General features: G+C 38.2%; 27 protein-coding genes. 13 read left to right on the forward strand and 14 right to left on the reverse strand.

The annotated features are described in order from the left end of the window. Position 1: 1 nt before the first annotated feature. A complete protein-coding gene (locus ACFSX4_RS04160; RefSeq protein ID WP_377771837.1) occupies positions 2 to 2,212 on the reverse strand; it encodes an alpha-galactosidase in 2,211 nt (736 codons plus the stop codon). Between the two features lie 242 nt (positions 2,213 to 2,454). On the opposite strand from ACFSX4_RS04160, the gene ACFSX4_RS04165 reads away from it, so the two are divergent. The 4 genes from ACFSX4_RS04165 (at position 2,455) to ACFSX4_RS04180 (ending at position 4,610) form a co-directional block, all read left to right on the forward strand. After that, positions 2,455 to 2,934, forward strand: coding sequence for a GNAT family N-acetyltransferase (locus tag ACFSX4_RS04165; RefSeq protein ID WP_377771839.1), 480 nt, complete (start codon positions 2,455 to 2,457; stop codon positions 2,932 to 2,934). A gap of 106 nt (positions 2,935 to 3,040) precedes the next feature. Further along, the gene (locus tag ACFSX4_RS04170) at positions 3,041 to 3,586 is read left to right on the forward strand and encodes a GNAT family N-acetyltransferase (RefSeq protein WP_377771841.1); all 546 of its coding nucleotides are present in this window, start codon (positions 3,041 to 3,043) and stop codon (positions 3,584 to 3,586) included. 26 nt (positions 3,587 to 3,612) lie between these two features. Continuing rightward, positions 3,613 to 4,041, forward strand: coding sequence for a PH domain-containing protein (locus ACFSX4_RS04175; RefSeq protein WP_377771843.1), 429 nt, complete (start codon positions 3,613 to 3,615; stop codon positions 4,039 to 4,041). A gap of 47 nt (positions 4,042 to 4,088) precedes the next feature. Further along, positions 4,089 to 4,610, forward strand: coding sequence for a DNA topology modulation protein FlaR (locus ACFSX4_RS04180; protein WP_377771845.1), 522 nt, complete (start codon positions 4,089 to 4,091; stop codon positions 4,608 to 4,610). Positions 4,611 to 4,639: 29 nt separating this feature from the next. Here ACFSX4_RS04180 and ACFSX4_RS04185 read toward each other — a convergent pair whose 3' ends face one another. The 4 genes from ACFSX4_RS04185 to ACFSX4_RS04200 all read right to left on the reverse strand — a co-directional run bounded on the left by ACFSX4_RS04185 (position 4,640) and on the right by ACFSX4_RS04200 (position 6,496). Further along, the gene (locus ACFSX4_RS04185) at positions 4,640 to 4,954 is read right to left on the reverse strand and encodes a hypothetical protein (protein WP_377771847.1); all 315 of its coding nucleotides are present in this window, start codon (positions 4,952 to 4,954) and stop codon (positions 4,640 to 4,642) included. A gap of 17 nt (positions 4,955 to 4,971) precedes the next feature. Beyond that, on the reverse strand, positions 4,972 to 5,223 hold the full coding sequence (locus ACFSX4_RS04190) for a DUF3923 family protein (RefSeq protein WP_377771849.1): 252 nt from the start codon (positions 5,221 to 5,223) through the stop codon (positions 4,972 to 4,974). Positions 5,224 to 5,242: 19 nt separating this feature from the next. Beyond that, positions 5,243 to 5,875 carry a hypothetical protein gene (locus tag ACFSX4_RS04195; RefSeq protein ID WP_377771851.1) on the reverse strand — a complete coding sequence of 211 codons (633 nt, stop codon included), beginning with the start codon at positions 5,873 to 5,875 and terminating at the stop codon, positions 5,243 to 5,245. Between the two features lie 69 nt (positions 5,876 to 5,944). Beyond that, positions 5,945 to 6,496, reverse strand: coding sequence for a GNAT family N-acetyltransferase (locus ACFSX4_RS04200; protein WP_377771853.1), 552 nt, complete (start codon positions 6,494 to 6,496; stop codon positions 5,945 to 5,947). 150 nt (positions 6,497 to 6,646) lie between these two features. On the opposite strand from ACFSX4_RS04200, the gene ACFSX4_RS04205 reads away from it, so the two are divergent. Beyond that, complete coding sequence (locus tag ACFSX4_RS04205) at positions 6,647 to 7,363, forward strand: alpha/beta fold hydrolase (RefSeq protein ID WP_377771855.1); 717 nt, start codon at positions 6,647 to 6,649, stop codon at positions 7,361 to 7,363. 4 nt (positions 7,364 to 7,367) lie between these two features. Here ACFSX4_RS04205 and ACFSX4_RS04210 read toward each other — a convergent pair whose 3' ends face one another. From ACFSX4_RS04210 to ACFSX4_RS04220, 3 genes are all read right to left on the reverse strand, one after another. Continuing rightward, positions 7,368 to 8,603, reverse strand: a complete 1,236-nt coding sequence (locus tag ACFSX4_RS04210) for an MFS transporter (RefSeq protein WP_377771857.1) — start codon at positions 8,601 to 8,603, stop codon at positions 7,368 to 7,370. A gap of 43 nt (positions 8,604 to 8,646) precedes the next feature. Beyond that, entirely contained in the window at positions 8,647 to 8,913 is a 267-nt protein-coding gene (locus ACFSX4_RS04215; RefSeq protein ID WP_377771858.1) for a DUF2087 domain-containing protein, read from the reverse strand. Positions 8,914 to 9,003: 90 nt separating this feature from the next. Continuing rightward, complete coding sequence (locus ACFSX4_RS04220) at positions 9,004 to 10,125, reverse strand: MFS transporter (RefSeq protein ID WP_377771860.1); 1,122 nt, start codon at positions 10,123 to 10,125, stop codon at positions 9,004 to 9,006. Between the two features lie 187 nt (positions 10,126 to 10,312). Between ACFSX4_RS04220 and ACFSX4_RS04225 the strand changes: the two genes are divergently transcribed. Both ACFSX4_RS04225 and ACFSX4_RS04230 read left to right on the forward strand, forming a co-directional pair. Further along, positions 10,313 to 10,738, forward strand: a complete 426-nt coding sequence (locus tag ACFSX4_RS04225; RefSeq protein WP_377771862.1) for a GNAT family N-acetyltransferase — start codon at positions 10,313 to 10,315, stop codon at positions 10,736 to 10,738. Between the two features lie 24 nt (positions 10,739 to 10,762). Next, positions 10,763 to 11,236 carry a DUF1572 family protein gene (locus ACFSX4_RS04230; RefSeq protein ID WP_377771864.1) on the forward strand — a complete coding sequence of 158 codons (474 nt, stop codon included), beginning with the start codon at positions 10,763 to 10,765 and terminating at the stop codon, positions 11,234 to 11,236. 18 nt (positions 11,237 to 11,254) lie between these two features. On the opposite strand, the gene ACFSX4_RS04235 is transcribed toward ACFSX4_RS04230, so the two are convergent. Both ACFSX4_RS04235 and ACFSX4_RS04240 read right to left on the reverse strand, forming a co-directional pair. Then, positions 11,255 to 12,841 carry an ATP-binding cassette domain-containing protein gene (locus ACFSX4_RS04235; RefSeq protein WP_377771866.1) on the reverse strand — a complete coding sequence of 529 codons (1,587 nt, stop codon included), beginning with the start codon at positions 12,839 to 12,841 and terminating at the stop codon, positions 11,255 to 11,257. A gap of 151 nt (positions 12,842 to 12,992) precedes the next feature. Continuing rightward, on the reverse strand, positions 12,993 to 13,784 hold the full coding sequence (locus tag ACFSX4_RS04240) for a PHP domain-containing protein (protein ID WP_377771868.1): 792 nt from the start codon (positions 13,782 to 13,784) through the stop codon (positions 12,993 to 12,995). Between the two features lie 182 nt (positions 13,785 to 13,966). Between ACFSX4_RS04240 and ACFSX4_RS04245 the strand changes: the two genes are divergently transcribed. The 4 genes from ACFSX4_RS04245 to ACFSX4_RS04260 all read left to right on the forward strand — a co-directional run bounded on the left by ACFSX4_RS04245 (position 13,967) and on the right by ACFSX4_RS04260 (position 16,470). Beyond that, positions 13,967 to 14,494 carry a YceI family protein gene (locus ACFSX4_RS04245; protein ID WP_377771870.1) on the forward strand — a complete coding sequence of 176 codons (528 nt, stop codon included), beginning with the start codon at positions 13,967 to 13,969 and terminating at the stop codon, positions 14,492 to 14,494. Between the two features lie 211 nt (positions 14,495 to 14,705). Continuing rightward, complete coding sequence (locus tag ACFSX4_RS04250) at positions 14,706 to 15,023, forward strand: PadR family transcriptional regulator (protein ID WP_377771872.1); 318 nt, start codon at positions 14,706 to 14,708, stop codon at positions 15,021 to 15,023. Between the two features lie 11 nt (positions 15,024 to 15,034). Next, positions 15,035 to 15,565 carry a DUF2812 domain-containing protein gene (locus ACFSX4_RS04255; RefSeq protein WP_377771874.1) on the forward strand — a complete coding sequence of 177 codons (531 nt, stop codon included), beginning with the start codon at positions 15,035 to 15,037 and terminating at the stop codon, positions 15,563 to 15,565. A gap of 95 nt (positions 15,566 to 15,660) precedes the next feature. After that, a complete protein-coding gene (locus tag ACFSX4_RS04260; RefSeq protein ID WP_377771876.1) occupies positions 15,661 to 16,470 on the forward strand; it encodes a nucleotidyltransferase in 810 nt (269 codons plus the stop codon). An 81-nt stretch (positions 16,471 to 16,551) separates the two neighbouring features. Here ACFSX4_RS04260 and ACFSX4_RS04265 read toward each other — a convergent pair whose 3' ends face one another. From ACFSX4_RS04265 to ACFSX4_RS04275, 3 genes are all read right to left on the reverse strand, one after another. Beyond that, the gene (locus ACFSX4_RS04265) at positions 16,552 to 18,282 is read right to left on the reverse strand and encodes an ABC transporter ATP-binding protein (RefSeq protein WP_377771878.1); all 1,731 of its coding nucleotides are present in this window, start codon (positions 18,280 to 18,282) and stop codon (positions 16,552 to 16,554) included. Then, positions 18,283 to 19,101 (reverse strand): MerR family transcriptional regulator, encoded by an 819-nt coding sequence (locus ACFSX4_RS04270; RefSeq protein WP_377771880.1) that lies wholly within the window; start codon positions 19,099 to 19,101, stop codon positions 18,283 to 18,285. Between the two features lie 166 nt (positions 19,102 to 19,267). Then, positions 19,268 to 19,597, reverse strand: a complete 330-nt coding sequence (locus ACFSX4_RS04275; protein ID WP_377771882.1) for a hypothetical protein — start codon at positions 19,595 to 19,597, stop codon at positions 19,268 to 19,270. 255 nt (positions 19,598 to 19,852) lie between these two features. On the opposite strand from ACFSX4_RS04275, the gene ACFSX4_RS04280 reads away from it, so the two are divergent. After that, a complete protein-coding gene (locus ACFSX4_RS04280) occupies positions 19,853 to 20,278 on the forward strand; it encodes a hypothetical protein (RefSeq protein WP_377771884.1) in 426 nt (141 codons plus the stop codon). Positions 20,279 to 20,688: 410 nt separating this feature from the next. After that, a complete protein-coding gene (locus tag ACFSX4_RS04285) occupies positions 20,689 to 22,380 on the forward strand; it encodes an ABC-ATPase domain-containing protein (protein ID WP_377771886.1) in 1,692 nt (563 codons plus the stop codon). A 58-nt stretch (positions 22,381 to 22,438) separates the two neighbouring features. Here ACFSX4_RS04285 and ACFSX4_RS04290 read toward each other — a convergent pair whose 3' ends face one another. Continuing rightward, on the reverse strand, positions 22,439 to 22,810 hold the full coding sequence (locus ACFSX4_RS04290; RefSeq protein WP_377771888.1) for a general stress protein: 372 nt from the start codon (positions 22,808 to 22,810) through the stop codon (positions 22,439 to 22,441). Between the last annotated feature and the right edge of the window lie 113 nt (positions 22,811 to 22,923).

The following is a 22,923-nucleotide window of genomic DNA, read 5'->3' on the forward strand; positions in this document are numbered from 1 at the left end:
ATTACTGTATTTTATCTTCTGATACTTTTTCAAATACCCATGTCATACTGTGAAAATCTTCTTTCACTCTCGGAATTGAAATACCTGCGTACATCAATTCATCACCGCCGAAGCATTCACCGGTCTCCAAATCTCTGTAAAGACTTGCCGGATCAAGACCGTTCAGTTTTAATATTCTGATTGGTGCGCTCGGAAGTGAAAAACGCTTAACATATGTGACAAGACACCGGGACTGTTCCTTGTCTGTATACATCCATGCCGCCTCATTTCCTTCTATCGGATTAATTAGTCTGTACTGATTACCAAATTGTATCAGTTTTCTATATTTCTTATAAAAATTAATCTGTGCCTTTATCTCACGCTTTTCATCTTTACTGAGCGCATTCAAATCCAGTTCATAACCGAGGTTTCCAGCCATAGCCACATCCCCTCTTGTTTTAAGCGGGGTGATCCGGCCGACCTGATGATTTGGAACTGTTGATACATGGGCACCCATAGTTACTGCTGGATAAGTCAGACTTGTCCCGTACTGAATATTTAAGCGTGATACAGCATCTGTATTGTCACTGGTCCATGTCTGCGGCATATAGTAAAGCATCCCCGGGTCAAATCTTCCGCCGCCGCTCGAGCAGCTTTCAAATAAAACATCCGGAAAATCACAGGTCAGTCTCTCCATCAATTCATAGAGCCCGAGAATGTAACGGTGGCCGGTCTCCTGCATTCTGTCCTCAGGCAGTTCTTTGGACCCGGGTTCTGTTATATTTCTATTCATATCCCATTTCACATAATCTACATCCGCTGTTTTCAAAACTTCTGAAATAGAATCATATAAATAATCACGTACATCTTCCCGTGTTAAATCCAGTACAAGCTGCATTCTTCCATATGAAGAATTTCTGTTTGGAATCCCGAGACACCACTCCGGATGACGACGGTATAAATCACTGTCTTCAGACACCATTTCCGGCTCAAACCAAATACCGAATTTCATATCAAGTGCATGAATTTTTTCAGACAATCTTTCAAGCCCGCCGGGAAGCTTCCCGGTATCTACTGTCCAGTCACCCAGTGAACTTTCAAAACGGTTTCTGTCCTTGAACCAGCCGTCATCGAGAACCATCAGTTCAATGCCGAGTTCACGCCCCTCCTCTGCGAGCTGAACGATTTTCTCCTCATTAAAATCAAAATATGTCGCTTCCCAGTTGTTTAATAATACCGGGCGTTCTCTGTCTTTATGACTGCCGCGGAGAAGATGCTTTCTGTAGAAATCATGAAACTGACGTGACATTCCTCCAAAACCGCTGTCTGAATACGTCATCACGGCTTCAGGTGTCTGGAATGATTCTCCAGAATCCAGCTTCCATGAAAAATCATACGGATTAATTCCCATTGATATTCTCGTTGTTTCGTATGAATCCAGTTGCACCTGTGCTAAAAAACTACCGCTGTATACCAGCTGGAAGCCGTATACTTCACCATGAAATTCTGTCGTATCTGGTTTTGCGAGCGCAGCAAACGGTGCCTGATGTGCGCTGCTTGATATTCTCGTACTCTCAACAGATTGAATGCCCGGTACAACTTTCCGTCTGACTGCATTCCGTTCATTATTATGAGAACCGTAAAGTGTCACCAAATCGAAATCCGGGTCCCGGAAATCAATATTCATACTTAATGCACGCAGCAGTTTAACGGACTGACTGGTTTCATTAATAAATTTAACGGAGCGTGTCATGACATCTGCATGATAAAAAACAGTGTATTGAAGTTCAACTGCTAAACCATTTACAGCATCTTTCGCATGAATGATTAACGTTTCTGCATCACCTTTATTTTCCGCATGCGTATGTGGAAGCCCCTGCAGCTTTTGTTTCCCTTCAATCACTTCATAGGAATCAAAATGAAATCTCGATATTCTCGATCCGTTTCCTTCAAGCGTCTGATAAGCTGCTGTACGAAAATCCCCGTCGCCGTTTGTCGGATACTCCTGGGGGATGGTGTCATAAGAAAAAGTACTGTCTTCAAGTGTCGGATTCGGTGAAAACCCGCGGTCCACAAAGATATAAGATTTCGATCCATGATACCGGCGGAGTCTTTTACCGTAATATATATGGCTTAATGTACCGTCTTTAAGAATTTTAATAATATAACTGCTGTTCTTTGTATTTAAATGAAAAATATTCTGCTTGGTGTCAAAATGGATGCTTTGATTCATCATCTTCCCCCATGAATTTTATATTTTAATTCCGATTCATCATAACTACAGTATATATTACAGAAAATTTTTAAGATGATAAATAAAACCCTCTCATCCCTCAGTTTAAAACAGGTAAAATAGACAATATCATCTTTTTATCTGATTCAATATATGCACCTGTGCTAAAATTCCATAAATGATGCGATTGAAATCCCCCGTAAAATGAAAAGATTTGATTAAGTCAGGAGGTAATGACTTTGATGATTAAAAATGTAACACCAGATACTATTCATGAATTCTCTTCTATTTTAATTGCTGCATCAAGGTGGCTGAAAGAAAACAACAAAGAGATGTGGCGGTATGATGAACTCACTGTATACGCATTATTGAACAAAAATGATATGAGTGAGATGTTTATCGGCTGTTTAAATAATGAGGCTGTGGCAACCATTATTGTTCAGCAGAACGATCCTGTATTCTGGCCGGAAAAAACAAACAATAATGCACTTTACATTCACAAATTTGCGGTTAAAAGAGCCTGTGCGGGCAGGGGTATCTCAAGAGATATGATTCACTGGGTAAAAAATGAAGCAGAAAGGCAGAATAAAAAATATATCCGGCTCGACTGTGCATCTGATCGTGAATCACTATGCAGATTTTATGAAAAACAAGGATTTAAACATATAGAAGACCGTCAAGTTGACGATTTTCATGTTTCTTTGTACGAATACAAAATCTAATAAAAAATGACTTTTTATATAAATTATGTATTATAATGGTTATTAAATTTCACAAGAAATGATATAATTTTCAGAACTGCTGAGGGAAATCAAAGGAGGAAAAATGATGCTGGTACATAAAATTGATGATGAGGTGTCTTTAAGACTATTCAATAAAAACGACGCGGAAGAATTCTATCATCTTACGATGACTTCCAAGCCTTACTTGAAAGAATGGCTGGGCTGGCTGGATTATGTTAATACAGTTGAAGATACCGAAAAAAATATTCAATCAAGATGGGACGAGCTGAAAGCTAACGGCGGCTACCCGCTTTCATTTGCCATCATATATAACGGCCGGATTGCCGGGACTATCGGTTTTAATCAGATTGTCTGGGCAAATAAAACAGGTACAGTTGGATACTGGCTTGGCGAAGACTATCAGGGGAAGGGGATTATGTCCCGGGCATTTCAGGCCCTGATTAATTACGGATTCGATGATCTTAAGCTTAATCGAATTGAGGTTCGTGCTGCGTCCGGGAACGATAAAAGTACTGCCCTGCCTGTGAAATTCGGCTTTAAAGAAGAAGGCGTCATCCGGCAGGCTGAATGGCTGTATAATCATTATGTAGATCATGTGATATACGGTCTTTTATCTGAAGACATGAAATAACTACTTAAAATGTAAGGAGCATCATGATGATATTCCGTTCCAAAATGGACAGAGGGTTTAAAATACTAATGACTATTGTCTTAACTATTCTTACGCTCTCAATGATACTGCCGGTTTTTTCACCACAGACTGATTATTTAACAGCCTTTTTTCTGGCCGCCTTATTTATTGTTACAACTGGTTTAATACTGTGGACTGTTCTTCATATAAAATATGTGATGTATGACGATTATTTATACGTACAAGGTGGACCGTTTCGTTCTAGAATTAAATACTCCGATATTATTGGAATTAAAAAAACAAATCATATTGCGATGGGATTTCGCATAGTGTCTTCCAGTGATGCTGTTGAAATATCATATAAATCCGGATTTTGGGGACATGTCATTATTTCACCTGAGGACAGGGATTTATTTATTGAAGAACTTGAAAAAAGACGATCAAAACTTAATTAAGAGCGCACAAATTACTACAACACTAACTTGAAACGAATGAGGTTGCTATGAAAAATAAAATTCATATTATTGGTTCCATCGGCAGCGGTAAAACCACAATTGCAAAAACACTTTCGGTCCTTCTCGCTGTCCCCCATTATGAGCTCGACAATGTCGTGTGGAAACGGCTTGACTCCGGAGATACGAAAAGAAGTATTAGTGACAGGGATGAATATTTAAACCGCCTTGCAGGTTCAGATAAATGGATTATTGAGGGGGTTCATCACAAATGGATTGAGCCTTCTCTTAAAAGTGCAGACTTAATTATATTTCTCGATATAGATCAATCAAAAAGAAAATGGCGAATCATAAGAAGGTTTATAAAGCAGATATTGAGAATTGAAAAGGCAAATTATAAACCGACCATTAAAATTTTCAGGTTTCTCCATAATTATAATCAACAGTTTGATAATCAGCAGAAACCTGAAATTTTGAAACTACTTTCTTTATATCATTCCAAGGTCATCACTCTTAACAGCGATGACGATATTGCTGTACTGCTTCACCGTTTAAAGGCTGAGACGTTTTGACAAGTATTACTGTATTCGTACTCCCCTCACTACACCCGCTTCGTCCGCCACAGTTCTTTACATTTATCCAAATATTTTAATGAAATTGGATATACCTGCATCGGAGGCGGGCAGCTGAGGTTATAGGCGGCGATTAATTGATTGATTTCATCAATATCAGCTGCACTTTCTGCCGACTCAATTCTCTTTGCTATCATCTCTTTCTTACTCACCCAGCTTGGTTTATACCCTTCTCTTTTTGCTGTTTCTTCCATCGACTTCAGTGTAGATAAGTTACTGTTGTTTGATGCTTTAACCGGTGTTTTACTTAACATTTCACCGATTAAATCATTATGTTTTCTCATCGTTACACCTCCCCTGTCTAATCACCTGCATACTGATAATTAGACTTTTTATTACTTACAATTATATTTACAACCAGCCAGATACACTGAATCACTATTGGAATGATGAAAAATGCTAACAATACACCTATATTTATCAGTTTAATCTCAGGTGTCTGCAGTACACCTGCACCATCTACTTCTCTCTGCCATAAAAATATAGAAATCCCGATCAACAGCGCGATTTCTGTAACACTTACAATCGTCCAGAGAATCCAGGACAACTTCATGATGTTTTCCTCCTCCAATTTATAAGTTTAATGAATTCTTTTTCAGATAATGATCTATATATTCAACCGCTTCTTCAAATAAATTATCCTGATCTTCAGTCGCATCCAGTACCAGAGTCTGCGGATTCCGGTACTTTAACAGCAGATTCCGTTTTCGTTCAAGAATATCCGGTGACCTTTCGTCATATGTCATCTCTCCGCCTCTGTTAAGGATTCTGTCATACGCCGTTTTCCCCGGACAGTTCATCAAAATGCTGACATCCGGTTCAGGACAGAATTTATTAATCTCCTTCACCCACTGATCATCAAGCCCTCTTGCTGCAAAGGAGACAATGCCGTCAAGCTTATATCGGTCAGAAAATATCATGTCCTTGTCCGAGAGCTCATGCTTTAAATCACTGACATGACAGAGCCGGTCGAAGGCTGACAACAGGGCGAGCGCTTCCGGCCCTGCCTCAGTCCTGCCGGTACTTAAATTGTCTTTTACAAGCGGATGTGTCATATAATTTAACGTCGGTTGTTTTGTTAATAAAGTCTCTTTGCCGAGTTTGGTGTAATGTGAATTTAAACGTCCAAGTAAAGTTGTCTTGCCGCTGCCGTCAATGCCGCTTATTGAAATGATGATTCCTTCTCCGCCGCTGTTATTATTCATGTTCGAGCATCCTCTCAATTGATTGTGCTGTATTACTAAAAAACACTTACTTCATTTTCAAATGTAGTGTCAGCTGTCTGTTTTCAAAGATAAACCGTTCAAATTTTTACTCATGATGACACTTTCATAATTAGTCATCTCCCAGTCCACATACCCGATAAAACGGTAGCCTCTTCTTCCGTAATATGATCGTAAATGCTGTGTACCCTCTGCAGTATCCAAAGCAATTTCTGCAGTTCCTTCACTATGGGCAGCTGCTTCAACCATATCCATCATGTATGCCCCGAGTCCTATCGAACGGTAACCAGGCAGTACACCAAACTGTCCCACAACACCGACATCTTCTTTTTCATACCATTCACTGCCTGACTTAATCCCCGGTTTGTAATATGTAATCGTCGCTATAATTTTATCATTATGTATACCGACCAGGCAGTATGCACCGTCAATCCGCTGTCTTGTGACATCAGAGTTCTGATATGTCGCATGATACTTAAAGCCCATGTCATCGAGCTCTTTATATGCACGGTTCAACAATCGTGTCAGCTCTTCAATATCATCACTTTCCCGCTTGAACGGACGAATCAGAATATTTTCGTACATATGAATTTTATTGTTCATCAAATTGTCACTCCAAGTTCCATATTATGTATTCAATTTTACATATATGAGTTATTATTTTCAAACTATTCTTTATTTAATATATCAATCATCTCTTTATTCAGTCATAATTAAAATATAGAAAATATAAGAAATAAAGGAGAAATAAGTATGATACTGCATACAGAAATTACAGGGAACGGTGCACCTCTGCTTTTTTTACACACGGCACTTCAAACCGGGGCTGTGGAACTTGAAGATCAAAGGGAGTATTTCAATCAAAACTATCAGGTCATACTGCCTGACTTACGCGGTCATGGCAAATCTGTAACAGAAAACTTTAATCTCAATAATTATTTTCAAGATTCTGTATCGGATTTAGTCGAAACCCTGGATGACTTAAATGTACAAAAAGTTCATCTCGCCGGCTGTTCCCTCGGTGCTCTGGCCGCACTTCATTTTGCGAAAGCCCGTCCGGACAGAGTACAGAGTCTAATGCTGTCAGGCATCATTCCGGAACGGCCGGATAATTGGGAGGATATTAATGAGAAAGAGAATAAAAATATTGCCGAATTATTAAAAGACGAAGAAACTGCTGCATATTTTGATCAGCTTCATGACGGCGACTGGAGAGCAGTCCTTCAATCGACTGAAGGAAATGACTGGTATCCTTTTGACCAGACAAAAGATTTATCAGATTTACACATGCCCGTATTGTTTATAGTCGGCGGGGATGCAGACCTCGAGACAATCGGTGCAGTAAAATATCCAAAAGAGAATGAAAATATTCATGCTTCAATACTTCCGTTTGCCGGTCATACCGTACACCTTGATCAACCGGAGCTGTATAACAACATTCTCGATCAGTTTTTAAAACAAGTCGTTTAAATGATTAACGGGAGTTCACCAATGGCTTAGCCTCAGATTTCTTAATTTTGTATCTGCCTGTTACCGCAAATGATATCAATAAAATCCCGCCTGTAGAAAATAGTGCTGATAATGGGCTTACTGTCATTAATAACGGAATCAGCAGTAATGACAGTGAGTCACTTGCATAACTCAACGATCCTGAAGTACTGAATACCTTTCCGAGCAGGTGTTCCGGTAGTTTTTCCTGAAAAATTGTTACCCGTGTCAGTCCCTGGGCGGCCTGTCCGGTGCCGAGCAGTATGGCTGCTGCATAAATGAGTATTAAGTTCGGTGACAATCCGATAATCAAAAGACCAGTCCCCCAGATAAATACACCGGCAACAAAAGTCAGCTGGCTGTTATAATTCTTAACCATTCCAAGACAGAGTGATGTCAGAAGTGAAGCTGTCCCTAAAATACCAATCATATAACTGTAGGCTGAGACTCCTGCATTTAATTGGACACTCAGCAGTAAAGGAAGTGCGACTCTCCACAGTCCTGTATTCACAAGGATACAGAGTGCGGAACTGAACATCGGTACGGATATTTCAGGATGACTTTTAATATAACTGAATGTGTATTTCATTTCCGCAATATCAGACATCTGCTTCCGCTTCGTCTCCGCTCTTTTATCCTCATATTTAATCAATAGATGTGAGACAAGTGCTAAAAGGATAGACGCTGCTGCGACACTGAATATATGAACTTCCGGAAGAAACAATAGAAAAAATGTAATCGTGACCGGTACAAAAATTGCTGCACCTCTTTGTATTGAATCAAGAAGCGCATTACCCTGCTTCAATTTATCCCCCGGCAGAACTGAAGGCAGTATTGAGCGGAAACTGGGTTCTGAAAAACAGTTACAGATCGTAAATAACACCGTGAGTATCACCAGAACGGTAAAACTCAGCAAGCCTGTAAAATACAACATCGGTATCACTAATAACAATGGTATGGCAAATAAATCAGAGAAAATCAGCATTCTCTTTTTATTCCATTTATCTGCCTGAATGCCGCCGTAAACACCAAAAATGATATATGGCACCGTCTGTGCAACCGCAATCACCGACAGATGAAACGCAGACTGATTCGTTAAATCCAGTGTCAGCCAGATAACCTCAATACTGAATAATGTCATACCTGCAATTTTGAACAGCCTTCCAAGTGCGAGCGATATAAAATTCCGCTCTGTTTTCAATTGTCCGTATGTATGCCTCATCTGTTCCCTCCCCCAATAAAAACTTCAACCAATATTAAATTTTTTACTTTTCCTTATCTGTTTCAGACACAACATATTCACTGCCGTCAGTACTTCTTTCCAGATAACCGTAATCTACCATGTATCTTCTCAGAACTGCATGGTCGTCATAGACAGACCGTAATGTGAGGTTGACTTCGGATTCACTGTAAATTTTTCCTGTCTCAAACCGTTCACTTAAGTAATCAAAAAGTGCTATTTTATCTTTTTCTTTTTTTGGTACATGGTTCAATCTGTCATCTTTAAAAAATCTTTTTTTAATATCGCTCATTTCCTTCACTCCAATGATTAAAATTTATATTTCCAAAACTTCATAATGATATACGCCTTCATAAAACCATTCCTGTAATAACAATCCCTATCATTCATTCTCTGCCGCCGGAACATTCATTATATTTCTTGATAGTATATAAACTAATACAGAACTTAAAATATAAATCACACCGCTCAAAATATAAACCGTTGTAATGGTTGTCACTTCAGCAAGAAATCCCATCATCATCACTGCTACACCGTTCCATGGTGTTAGAATTGCGGACCTTGCTGAAAAAACAGTTGTCCTGTTTTCATCATCTGTATACATCTGCAGCGCTGTCGTTTGATATATATTTCTTATCTGATATATCGGACCCATAAAAAATGCAGCTGCCAGTGCTGTCCACGTATTCCCTGAAATTGTCATAATTAAAGTCAGTGCACCCATCACACAACCGCAGATAATAATCAGACTAAATAAATTAAATTCTGTATTCTTTAACAATGTAACGAGTACAATTCCACCGATAATCGAACCGGCAAAATAGAGTGCGTTAATATGTCCCCACACCATCTCATCCGCATTTAAAACATATAGTGTGAACGACAATAATAGTGCAGAAGTCCATATTGTATTGGCGGCACTTTCGAGCATATCAACAACAGTAATGTTTAAGACCACAGGATGCGTCAACAATATTTTAAAACGCTTTTTCTTATGCTCTTTTTTAGATATACGCTGATTCAGTTTAATCAATGAAGCCAGCACAGCCGATAAGGCAAACAGGCAGAGTATAATAATAACTAAAATATCCGACTCCAGATACAATAAAAGTATTCCGCCGAGAGACCATCCGACTGCCTGAATGACTTCATTTGTTGTGGACAAAAATGTATTGATTTCACGCAGCTGTTCCCTTCTGAATAACAAGGGAATAATTGACTGGCCGGCAGGTGCAGACCATGCTGAAAAAAATGACTGTACCATCAAAAGAATCATAATCAGCAGAAGATTTTCCGAATTGATACAGATATAAAGTGCAGACACAGTGAAGATACGCAGAATAGAAGTGGTCACTAATATATTTTTCAGTTTAAAATAATGAATAAAACGTGTCACAATCAGCCCGCTGAAAAATGCACTTAATGCCATTACCCCTATAATCATCGATGTCATAAACACCGACTCTGTCATCTGGTACACTTTAACCATTATTGTAATTTCCAACAATGTACCTGCAAGCTTCAGAAATAAGTTAAAAAAATAAAAACAACGGAAAGATTTCAGCTTAAATATATCATCACCGTCTTCCTTTTATGTAATGTTTTAACAGGTACATTTTAAATGCTACTATAACTGTAAGACTTATCATATCGTCCAAAGGTATTATAAATTAAGAAATGAGGGATGTTTAATGAAGGTTACAGCCTTGAAAAACCACCTGTCTGATTCAGAAATACTGACACTCCTGTCCTACAGTGAGTATCCCTGCAGCCGGCAGAAACTCATTAACATTGCTGAAAGATACAAATCTAATCCGGAAATATACGCATTTGGCTGTGAACACTTAGAAACTGTAGACGGTATCATTATTGTAAAAAAGCACAGCCTGAATCATATTGAGATTAAAAGTATTTCAGTCTCTCCCGACTATAGAAAAGAAGGTATAGGTTCATATCTGATTTCTTATATTGCCGGCTGTAATCTTCATAGTAAAATTACAGCAGAAACTGATAATGATGCCGTAGTATTTTATCGAAAAAATGGTTTTCTTGTGGAGAGATTAAAAGAAAAATATGTTGGGACACCCCGTTATTTGTGTACGCTTCATTTAAATTAATATTTAAAATTTGGAGGTCATACCATGACATACTTAGACATTACGATAAAACAGTTTAGCCACATTAAAAAACGGGCGGAAGAAGGTTTGAGCCAATTAAATGATGAAGAATTCTTTTATCAGCCGAACGCGGCATCCAACAGTGCTGCTGTTATCTTGAAACACTTAAGCGGAAATATGCATTCAAGATGGAAAAATTTTTTAACGGAAGACGGGGAAAAACCCTCCCGGAAACGGACGGAAGAATTTAAATATGCAGGTGAAAAAAGAGAGTTTTTAATGCAGCAGTGGGAAGACGGCTGGTCTTTATTATTCAATACATTGAAAGAACTGAACGGCAGCGATTTAAATAGAACGGTTTACCTGCGGAAGCAACATTTAAGTGTCATGGAGGCTGTACAAATTGAATTATCCCACTTAAGTTATCATCTGGGGCAGATTTTATACATTGGTAAGTTATTAAAAAACAATGACTGGAAAATATTAAGCATCAAATAAGCAGAGAATGAGGACTGCCTATTTATATTCACCGAGTTTCAAAGTCTTATTAAAACGGCTGCTGATTTCTCTCGTGAGCCGGTGTTCAATATTAATAACAGTTCCGGGATAATCAATAATCAACTGATTCAAGCGGTCGGCATTCGAACTGTCGAGCCCTGATAATGCTTCATCCACAATTAAAATGTCTTTCTCATTTAACATTGCCCGTGCGACTTCCAGCCGTTTAAGTTCACCACCCGACAACTGACGGCCGGATCCAATCTCTGTATCGAGACCTGTCTCATCTGCCAAGCTGTCCAAGCCGACCTTTTTCAGTACAGCGTACAACTTTTCATCCGGTACAGATTTCCCAAGAACAAGATTATATCTCAGTGTGTTATAAAAAACGAACGGCTGCTGTTCAACAACAGCGAACGTGTCTGTTAATTTACCTTTTAAGTTCTTCCCGTATTTCAATGAACCTGATAAAGGATTCTGTTCATTCAATATTGTTTTCAGCAGTGTTGATTTTCCTGAACCGGACGGTCCCTCAATTAAAATTTTGTCTCCCTTTCTGATTTTAAAATTTAAATTTTCAAGGACAGGATGATTTTTGTCATAACCAACTGAGACATCTTCCAGATGAACTAAATAATCCGACTGATTTGTATATACCGGCGGCAGAGTCGGTGCAGTGGATGGACAACTGTCCAGCACCTTTCTTAGCAGCGGTTCTGAACCCGCCATATTATTATAAATATTCGCAAGTGATATTAACGGGCTCGTGACACGGTCTGCCGCCATATAAATGGTAATCATTACACCGATTGTGATATTCCCCTGAATCACCATCCATGCTCCAAATACCAGTGACGCCATCGCTGAAACGACATATAATGCACTGACGAGGTATGAGGACGCACTCTGCCGGATATTCATTGTAAAATAACTGCTCTGTTCTTTTGACAACGCCCGGTACAATTCCTTAAAAATAAAAGGAACAGCATCATACCGCTTGACGAGACTTCTTGCATTTAAACCGTCCTCAAGTTGTCTAATATAACTGTGATTTTCTTTCTGCCACTCTTCCGTTCCTTTTTTCAGCCATTTTGATGTAAATTTCGGAATCAGAGCCGGCAGAAAACCGAAAGCAACAAATACAAGCCCGACCTGCCAGTTCAAAACTAAAAGAAATACCAGTGTCACCAGACTCTGAAGAATACAGTATATGAAGGTCATCGAGTTATCTATAAAGTCTTTCTCAATCTGCTTAATATCAGCAGTGATCATTGAAATGTACTTACTCGAAAATACACCGCTGTTTCCTTCGTCATACGAACGTTTAAACACCATATCTTTTAAATCAATGTTGATATCCCGGCGCAGCTTGCCAAAGAAATACGAAAACGCAAATTGTGAACTGACAAGAATCAGCCAGATGATAAACCATAGCATCAAAAGACTTGAAACACTGTCGTATTCCCCTGCCGTCAGAACATCGGTAAAACGTCCTAAAAAGTATGGAAACATAATACCGTCTAAAGAAAGTATACTTAAAAATAAGAAACTCACCACTGCCATCCGCCATTTTCCATGATAAATACGCTGTATTAATTTCATCATGATAGACCCCTCCTTTTAATCCAAAGGTTTTTAGTAATTACGGTATTCCAAAAGTTTAATTTAATTAAACTAATTGTAAAATAATTACTCTGATTAATCAAGCAAAATAAAATCCAGTATAATGACAATCAGTCATCATACTGGATTATTATTATTCACTGTCGGGAAGTTTGGTAATATATCGTTCTTTTCCTTGAAAAACAACTAAATGATTCACATCAAATATTTTCAGCATGGCAGACATTTCAGGAAATAACATTTGATAGTCTTCAGCTTTGTGGGCGTCTGATCCGAGTGTAAACAATTTTCCGCCGAGACTTTGATAAAGCGGTACTGCGTAATGGTAAAGTTCAGCATTTTTATACGGTCCAAAGCTTTTCGCATTAATCTCTACCGCCATTTCTCTGTTAATCACCTTTTTAAAAATAGAGGTCAGCTCCCGTTCAAAATTTTCTTCCAGCTCTTTTTTGCTGAAGTCAAACTGACGGAGACCGTATTCAAAGTGCGTTAAAATATGACCATCCTTAAACGTATCAAGCACCCGGTCCATCTGATCAAAATACATCTTTACCACGTCGTATTTGTTTTTCTTTAAAACAGCTGGATCCATATAATCAAACCGGCCGTTTTGATGAATGCTTACAAGCTTTAAATCATATGGATGTTTTCTCAAATAATCTTCAATATCAGATTCCTGTCCCGGCACCACTCCAATTTCAACACCTCGCAAAAAGTTTGTCTCGTATGTTTCGCTCAGTGAGTTCAATGAACGGCTTAGTTCATTATAATCCGGAATCTCATCGGCAAAGTTGGTTCCCGGATTTTTTAAATCAAAATGATCCGTCGCAGTAAAGTATTCAGGCTGGTGCTTTAAATAATTTTCAAACGTCTCATCTGAATCAAACGATAATGAGGTATGTAAGTGCTGATCATAATACTTCATAAAATAATCCCCCTTTTTCTATTTACTTTATATTATCATAACGTATTCAAATATCGTCACGGGCCATCTGTTTTATTTATATATATTATCTTTATGATTTATTAATGTAATTCACTTTCTTTATGTAACTAACTATGATATTATAACTTTAGAAATAAAACTTAACTCAAGGGGGAATAACAATGACAAAATTTGTAGCAGATAATGCACACTCAGAAGTAGAATTTATGGTAAAACACATGATGGTGACAAAAGTAAAAGGGACTTTCGATGATTACTCAGTTGAAATTACAGCAGATGACATCGAAGATTTTGAAAATGCCAAAGTATTCGCTAAAGCAAACGTCGCTTCAATCAATACAGGTGTTGCAGACCGTGATGGTCATTTAAGAAGCGGTGATTTCTTTGAAACAGACACTTATCCTGAAATTACATTTGAATCTTCTAATATTGAAAAAAGCGGGACTTCTTACAAAGTAACCGGTGATCTGACTATCAAAGACGTGACTAAAGAAGTCACTGTTGAACTTGATTATAACGGACAGGCAGTTGACCCGATGTCCGGTTCTACCGTTTACGGTTTTGAAGGTAAATTCAGCCTCGACCGTGAAGCATACGGTTTAACATGGAATCAGACACTTGAAACCGGCGGTGTCCTTGTCAGTAAAGAAGTAAAAATTTCTGTTGAACTCCAGTTCAGAGAAGCTTAATAAAAATAGAATATTATATGATGATGTACTCATTGGCGACTGTGTTAAGTCCGGTGTTCCACCGGCATAACGCAGTCTTTTTTATTATCCTGATCTGATTATTCAATCCCCTCTTTTAACTCCTACTAAAATTAATTCCCTTCAGAAAAATTGACAAGTATATCGCACCTCGATATACTATAAGTAACAAATACATCGAGGTGCGATATATATGGAGGATAGAATACAAAAGATTTATTTTCCAATGACTGAAACGGCATTTTATATTTTATTATCTCTGCAGACACCGAGATACGGTTATCTGATTATGCAGTATGTTGAAGAAATGACTCACGGCCGTATCCAACTCGGGGCGGGTACATTATACGGCAGTCTGTCTAAAATGCAGAAGGATGGTCTAATCGACATTATAAAAATAGAAAACAAGCGGAAAATATATCAAACAACTAATCTCGGGAATCAGCTTCTACTTATGGAAAAAAGCAGAATTACAGAGCTATATAAAAACTTAGAAAGGATTGAGGATTAGTGGAGAAAAAAGTGCTGAAATTTTTTACTGTAGATAACTTTGAAAAAGAAGGAATGTATCTGCGCAGCATGGCTCAGAAGGGCTGGCATTTCAAAGCCTATAAAAACTTCAAATATATTTTTGAAAAAAGTGAATCAAAAGACGTGTACTACCAAATCGATTATCACAGCCAGGCTGAAGGTGATAAAGATGAGTATATACAATTTTTTGAGGACAGCGGCTGGAGTTTTGCTTTTTCATACCCTATTTTTGACGGTGAATGGATTTATTTTAAAAAAGAAAGCAGTGCAACAGGCACTGCAGAAATTTATACTGATACATCATCCAAAATTAATCTGTTTCAAAAAATAAGAAAACGATGGTGCCTGTTCGGAATCTTTATATCTATTTTTATGATTATGGCTTTATTCATTAACGGACTTGCTCTTGAAAGCCCATCTATCTCTCTTTATGTAATTATGATACTCGCATTATTCGTAATTATTTTGTACAGTAAAATGATTGTTAATCTTACACGAAAAATTCGACAGCTCCAAACCTAATGTTCCTGTCTTTCATTGTAAACTGTCTGAGTACAGAAAAAATTGATTTCTCTTTTATAGTGGAATCAGAGAATACTAATCAATGGGGTGCTTTATTGACACAAATTAAAAATATCGGACAATTTTGTCCAACCGACAACCGGGGTTACATCATAAACGACACCAGTCTGAAGAATATTCAACCGGGCTTCCATAAAGTGATTGAAGAAGTAGTGAATGCCTATGATTTTCATTTAAAAGATCAGCTGCACAGTATATATATCAGAGGTTCAGTTCCGCGCGGTTTTGGTATTGAACAAGTCTCTGACCTGGATACAATTGCTGTCACCACAAAAGATATCACTGATGTTGACCTCGCTTGGGTTGATCAGGTACAGAATCATCTGGAAAATGACTTTGATATTGTAAGCGGTGTGGAATTCGCTGTATTCAGCATTGATGAAATTCTATCTGCTGATAATACTTCGATTATCTCTTTCATAATCAAAACGCACAGTATCTGTGTATACGGAAAAGATTTAATCCCTTCCATACCAGATTATAAAGCAGATAACTTACTGGCAGGTTTTCATCTGAATCCTCTGGAAAATCAGATACAAACAGCAAAGTATGATCTTAAGGATAACGATGATATAGAAGATATTTTAGACTGCTGTGTATGGATTATGAAAATAATTGTCCGTGCAGGACTTGCGCTCGTGATAGAAAGAGAGCATAAATACACAAGAGACTTATATCCTGCCTATCAGCTTTTCTCCAGACATTATCCTGAAAAAGAAAATGATATGAGACAGGCAGTTCAGTACGCTGTTAACCCTGTAGAAGAGCCGGACAGAATCATCTCCTTTTTAAACACATTTGGAAACTGGATGATTCATGAATCCAAGGGTCAGATGAGAACTTAAACACAAAACAGCTGAACATTACCTCAATTAAATAATACCCAAAAAAGGCAGAATACCTGAACAGGTACTCTGCCTCATCATTTATTTTAACTGCTGTTTGGCGAAGGAACGATATAGCTCGTGGCTCTCTATCAATGATTGATGGGATCCTTTGCCTGTAATCTGTCCATTTTCAATAAAGATAATTTGATCGGCATCTACAATGGTCGACAGACGATGTGCGATAACGAATGTTGTTCTGCCTTCCATCAGCCGCTGCAGTGCTTTTTGAACCACTTGTTCAGACTGGCTGTCGAGACTTGCGGTTGCTTCATCCAGCAGAAGAATTTTCGGGTCTCTTAAAAACGCGCGGGCGATATTAATACGCTGACGCTGACCACCCGATAATTTAGTCCCTCTTTCCCCTACTTCTGTTTCCATTTTATCCGGCAGTTCTTCGATAAAAGTCGTTGCATAAGCCATTTCTGCGACTGCCCAAAGTTTGTCTTCACTGATCTTGTCCGCTTCCGGCAGACCGTATGTTAAATTATCCCGAATCGTACCGGACATCATTGAACTCTCCTGGGATACATAACCGAGCTGGGAACGCCAGGATTCGAGTGAGATATTTTCCACACTCTCTCCCCCAAGCAGCACTTCACCCTCATCCGGTTCATAATAACGTTCAATTAATCCAAAAACAGTGGTTTTACCGCCGCCGCTCGGTCCTGCAAATGCAATCATCTCTCCCGGTGAAGCTTTAAATGAGATTTTGTTTAATACTTTCTCACCGGAATCATAGGAGAAGGATACATTCTGGAATTCAATTGGAAGATTTCCAATTTGTTTTTCCTGACCGGTAAGCCCTTCTTCCTCTTCTTCAAGTATCTCCACAATACGCTCCGTTGCACCTTTCGCTTTCTGCAGTTCTGTAAAGAACATCGCAAAAGTGGTAATCGGAAATACGATTTGGAATAAATACAGTAAAAATGCGACGAGCGACCCAGTGGTCATTGTCCCCTGCTCAACTCTTATACCGCCGTAACCGATAATAATGACAATCACAAGCATCACTACCATGTACATGAACGGTCCGATAACCGCAAAAATTTTAGCTTCAGTCAAACCTGTTTTCAATAGCTTTGAAATACCTGTTAATCCGCGCGTCTTTTCCATATCCTCTGCTGTAGAAGATTTCATCAGTCTGATTTCACTGACAGTCTGCTGAATTTCACCTTGAAAATTCGCAGTCTGATCCTGAAGTCTCCTGGACACCTTAGCCATTCTGCTGCCAAGCGGTATCATTACAACAAGTGTAATCGGCACCGCGATAAACATAATCAATGTCATCTTCCAGTCCATAAATAATAAAATGATAACAGCACCAATAATAGATATAAGACCCGATATAAATTGAGGAAAGTGCTGGGATACTAAATCTTTTACAATACCTGTATCATTGATGACCCGGCTGACAGATTCCCCGCTCGGCTGTTTTTGAAAGTAACTGACCGGCAGTCGTATTAATTTTTTCCATACAATTTCACGTAATTTAGCCACTACATTCTGACCGACATATGCAAGTGCGTAGGCCGAAAGACCATCAACAATCGCATGAATTATAAATACACCGACAATCACTGCGATAAACCACCAATTTAAATCGGCGATGGAAAAACCGTCGACAAGCTCTCTCGTCAGGAGCGGAATCGTTAAGCCTACTAAAGTGGTAAGTATACTTCCAAGCAGTCCGAGTGTTAACACGAATTTTGATATTTTTGTTGATAAAATCAGCTGGATAAAACTGCTTGATTTCTGTTTTGAATCGTTCATCTAATTTTCCTCACTTTTTTTATTCGACAGAGAATCTGAATATTCCTCCGTTATTTTCTGAAGCCACTTATCTTCCTTCTCAGTCAGCGGTGTCGGGAACATACGGTCCATTTCATACAGGTACTGATTGATACGTTCTGTATCTTCCTGACTATCAAAATCAACCGTATAAATTTCTGCCAATTCTTCAAGAGTATCTATTTTAAACGCTTTAAGAACTCCTCTGTAAAAAGCATCAAGCATTTCCTTTACCTCAAAATCATCAGCAGATCTGCCGTATAATTGTTTTACTTTTTTATAAAACTGCATCATCTCTTTTTCAAAAGTCATCTTATCTTCAATTTCACCGGGAAACATCGCTTCTATAATATCACTTCGAATAATCCCTTCCGTAAGTTCCTGCTGCTTTCTTTCATTCTGCATACCGGAGAGAAGACTGACCAGAATAGCGTCATTCACTTCCTTTTCATCTTCAAACAGTTGAATGGTTCTGTGAATGGATTCAAGTGCAGTGTCAATCTGCTCACGGTCTTTACGAAGCTTTGTCTCCTGAAGATGTAATGTATCGATAAAACTTAATCCGAATGTGTTCTGCTGCATATACTCACTGATATTATCCAAAGTCAAACCGAGGAATTTTAAAGTCATAATTTTATGAAGCTGAATTAAATCCTCTTTATCGTATATACGGTGCCCCGACTGATTGTCCCGCTTCGGCTTCAAAATATTTTTGCTGTCATAATAATGAAGTGTTCTTACTGAAACACCAGTATATTCAGCAAATTCGCTTACTGTAAACGTCCCTTTCTCCATATTCATTACTCCCCTTCGTGAGATAGATTCATCATATCACCTAACGTTACGTCAGGCACAAGTAGAAACTCAAGTTTTTATAAAAAATAACACTTTGCCTCTATTTGTCGAGAATCATCCTCAACAACTGTTTACATAAGTTCTGTATAGAGCGTCAAAGGACAAAGTCGTACTAAAAATGATATTCAGTACGCGTCCCCTGATGAAAAATTAATTTCCATTCTCCTTGAAACACGATCCAGACAGAACTTCTGTTACTCGCCTGTTTCTTAGTCGTATTCAATAATAAATAAGTACACAACCTGCTTTCTTTCGATAAATCCGTGACTGAGAAATGTTTTATTTCATACTCACTGTTATCAGAAATAGAATCTGGAAAATCTTGTGTTACATATATATTTCCCGACTGTCCAAATTCTTTGAAATCCGGATGTAAGACATTTTTAAATTTTCCTGTTCTTCTATTTTCCTTATTTAGATGGAACTGCTCATAGCTGATCATAAAGTCCTCCCTGTAAATATTCATATTTATGCTGCCTTTAACATGATTACAATGATTTAATATTATACGAAATAATGATGATGAAACAATTAAACAGATGAATTAATTGATATCTGGGGAAGTAAAAAACAATGAGAGTGTTTATAAATTAGTTAATAAAAACCAACAATAATAATATTGACAGAAAATTTATTTAAATGTATTGTTTAAGATAAAGTAGGAATATTTTCCATTAAAAATGAAAGGATTGATTATTTGAAATTATTCGGTATACTGCTGACAATTTCGGCCTCTCTTTATTTTTTATCCGGATGCAGTCTGTTAAATAATATGTCTGGTGAAGAAATAGACGGAAATTTAGAGACTGCCTTTAACAATGATACTGGTGAAGGATCTATTGAATTACTGACATCGGATATTACTACAGAAAGCAATCAAATTGAGATTCAAACACATGGTATTGATGAAGACAAACACACCTCTATTTCCGTAGCAAATGAAACAATTTATGAAGGAACAATTGACAATGACAGCGTCTATACATTACAGATTGCCGATATTGACGGTGCCTTGAGTACCGACTATGATCCCAAAATACAGCTGCTCCAGACAACTACCGATGATGATGATGGAGATATCACTACTTTTAAAGAAATTAGATATTCAGTTGAAGAAGAGTAAGTTCAGCCTCCCCTGTTCGTAATTTTCAGGTGGCGGCTTTTTATCGGAATCATTAAGCTGATCTATTGAAAAACTAGTCTCTACCTCTCAGTTCTGTTTTCCTTCTATAATATAATGCCTTTCATAGTTTAATGTGTACAATAAGAATTGAATAACCTCATCCATATACTTTCTTCCCTAAAGAAGTACTTTCTAAAAAATCTATAGACTCAGAATTAACAAACCGCTTAATATGGACTTTTATTCTTTACCATTCTTTACGGTAGTTACTGACTTGACCAGAGATATCTATTTTATCAGACTGTATAAATTACTCAGAAACTTCATGGATTTCGATTAACGAGTTATTTATGTTATTATTTGCTCATCTTACACGAATGAATCACACTGTTGAAAAAGGAGAATCTCAAATGAAAAATGCTGAGTACTTGGAACGTTTACTTTCCTCTTTAGACGGCCAAAAGTATGGTGCATACAAAAAACTGAGAAACACTTATCAGTTTAATCAATATAGGCTTGCAGTGGATCATGTGCAGGTTGACCCTTATGCACCGCCGTCTAAAATGAGAATCATTATAAAACGAACAACTTCCGGAATACCTGATGAACTTTTGGATTCAAAAGATAAAATCACTGCTGTTTCTGACTTTTTAACCCGTGCCTTCTACAGCAATATCAAAACTTTCAATAAAAATTCTAAAGGAAAGAATATCTTCATCGACCGCTGCGGACAGGAAATTCTGGAACGCACTTCTGTCATGATTAACAGGGATACTATTGAATTACGATTTGAAGTAGGACTGCCGGCAGCAGGCAGAAAAATCCGCGGCAAATCTGCCTCACAGCTACTCACTCAAATGCTTCCAAAAATCGTTCGTGAATCACTCTTCTACAGTCGCTTAGACCAGGGTTTATTGAAAGAACATGTATCTCTGGTACTTGACCAGGTGCATATACGTAAAGAGCTGAAACAAAGAAAATTGACAGCATTTGTTGCGAATGATGCCATCCTTCCAAGAGAAAGCGGTGTGTCTGACCGTCCGCTAAAAAGTGCAGTTCGTTTTATCAGTCCGGTAAATTTTGAAGTGCACCTCACACTTCCGAGCGGCAGAACAGTCAGTGGAATGGGGATCCCAGAAGGCATTACACTGATTGTCGGCGGCGGTTATCACGGTAAGTCAACACTGCTTCAGGCTCTGGAACGCGGTGTGTACAATCATATCCCAGGAGACGGCAGAGAAATGGTACTCACACAGGATGATGCGGTCAAAATTCGTGCCGAGGACGGCCGTAATATTGAGAAAGTGAATATCAGTCCGTTCATTAATAACCTGCCAGGCAAGAAAGATACACACCGGTTTTCAACTGAAAATGCCAGCGGCAGTACTTCACAGTCGGCAAATGTCATTGAAGCAATTGAAGCGGGCAGCTCTTTATTATTAATCGATGAGGATACTTCCGCAACTAATTTTATGATTAGAGATATCCGGATGCAGAAATTAATCTCATCTGATAAAGAGCCGATCACTCCATTTACCCATAAAGTGAAAGCATTGTACGAAGAATTAAATACTTCCACAATTCTAATCGTCGGCGGCTCCGGTGATTACTTTGAAGCTGCTGACCAAATTTTCATGATGGATGAATATCGATTAAAAGATGTGACAGATGCTGCGAAATCCATCACACAAACCGAGGGCTTTCAACGGGATATTATTTCAGACCTTTCATTTGGACCACAATCTTCAAGGATTCCTCTGAAATCCAGTTTTTCTAAAACCGGTAAAGACAGCCGCTTCAAAACAAAAGGAATGCATACGATACTCTACGGCAGAGAAGCGATTGATCTCTCCGGGCTGGAGCAGCTGGTTGACAGCAGCCAGACCAGTTCTATTAGTGCTATGATTGACTACCTGCAAAGGGAAGTTCTCGATAATACTATGACACTGCAGGAAGCCGTTCATCAAGTCTACCGGCATATTGAAGAAAACGGACTTGATGCTGTATCACCTTATTCAGGGCATCCCGGCAATCTTGCTTTACCGAGAAAACAAGAACTCTTCGCTGCACTTAACCGCTACCGCGGTCTTAAAATTAAATAAATCTATGATAAAAAAACCGTCATATCCTAATCAGGACATGACGGTTTAAAATTTCCTACTATTCATTTAACAATGTTTCAATATTAACTTTCTCTGCATCGCCCTCTACATCAGTGACGATAAGAAAGACGGCGCCTTTATCCATTTCCGCTTCATATTTTGACGCTTCCTCAGTACTAAATCCGACATTCTGCAACTTATTTCTGAGTTCATCACCCTGTTTTTCAAATGTCGTTTTTACAGCATCAGCAAGCCCCTGCTCACTTAAGCCGATCGTATTTGCACTTGCATTATCAACGATACGCTTTGTACGATCATCATCATGACAGATAACGTAAATATTTTCTTGTTCAATGTTATTTGATTTTAAAGTTTGAATTGCTTCCTGTATTTCCTCATCATTATTATATTCTTTAATAAATGGTGCCATTCTAAAACCTCCATAGATTATAGATTCTAATGATTTTGTTACATTATTATATAACCACACATTAAAATTTTTAAACATAGTTCAACTATACTGGTCAGTTATATGTACATTTA

The sequence above is a fragment of the Corticicoccus populi genome, assembly GCF_042686195.1.
GTDB classification, from domain to species: domain Bacteria; phylum Bacillota; class Bacilli; order Staphylococcales; family Salinicoccaceae; genus Corticicoccus; species Corticicoccus populi.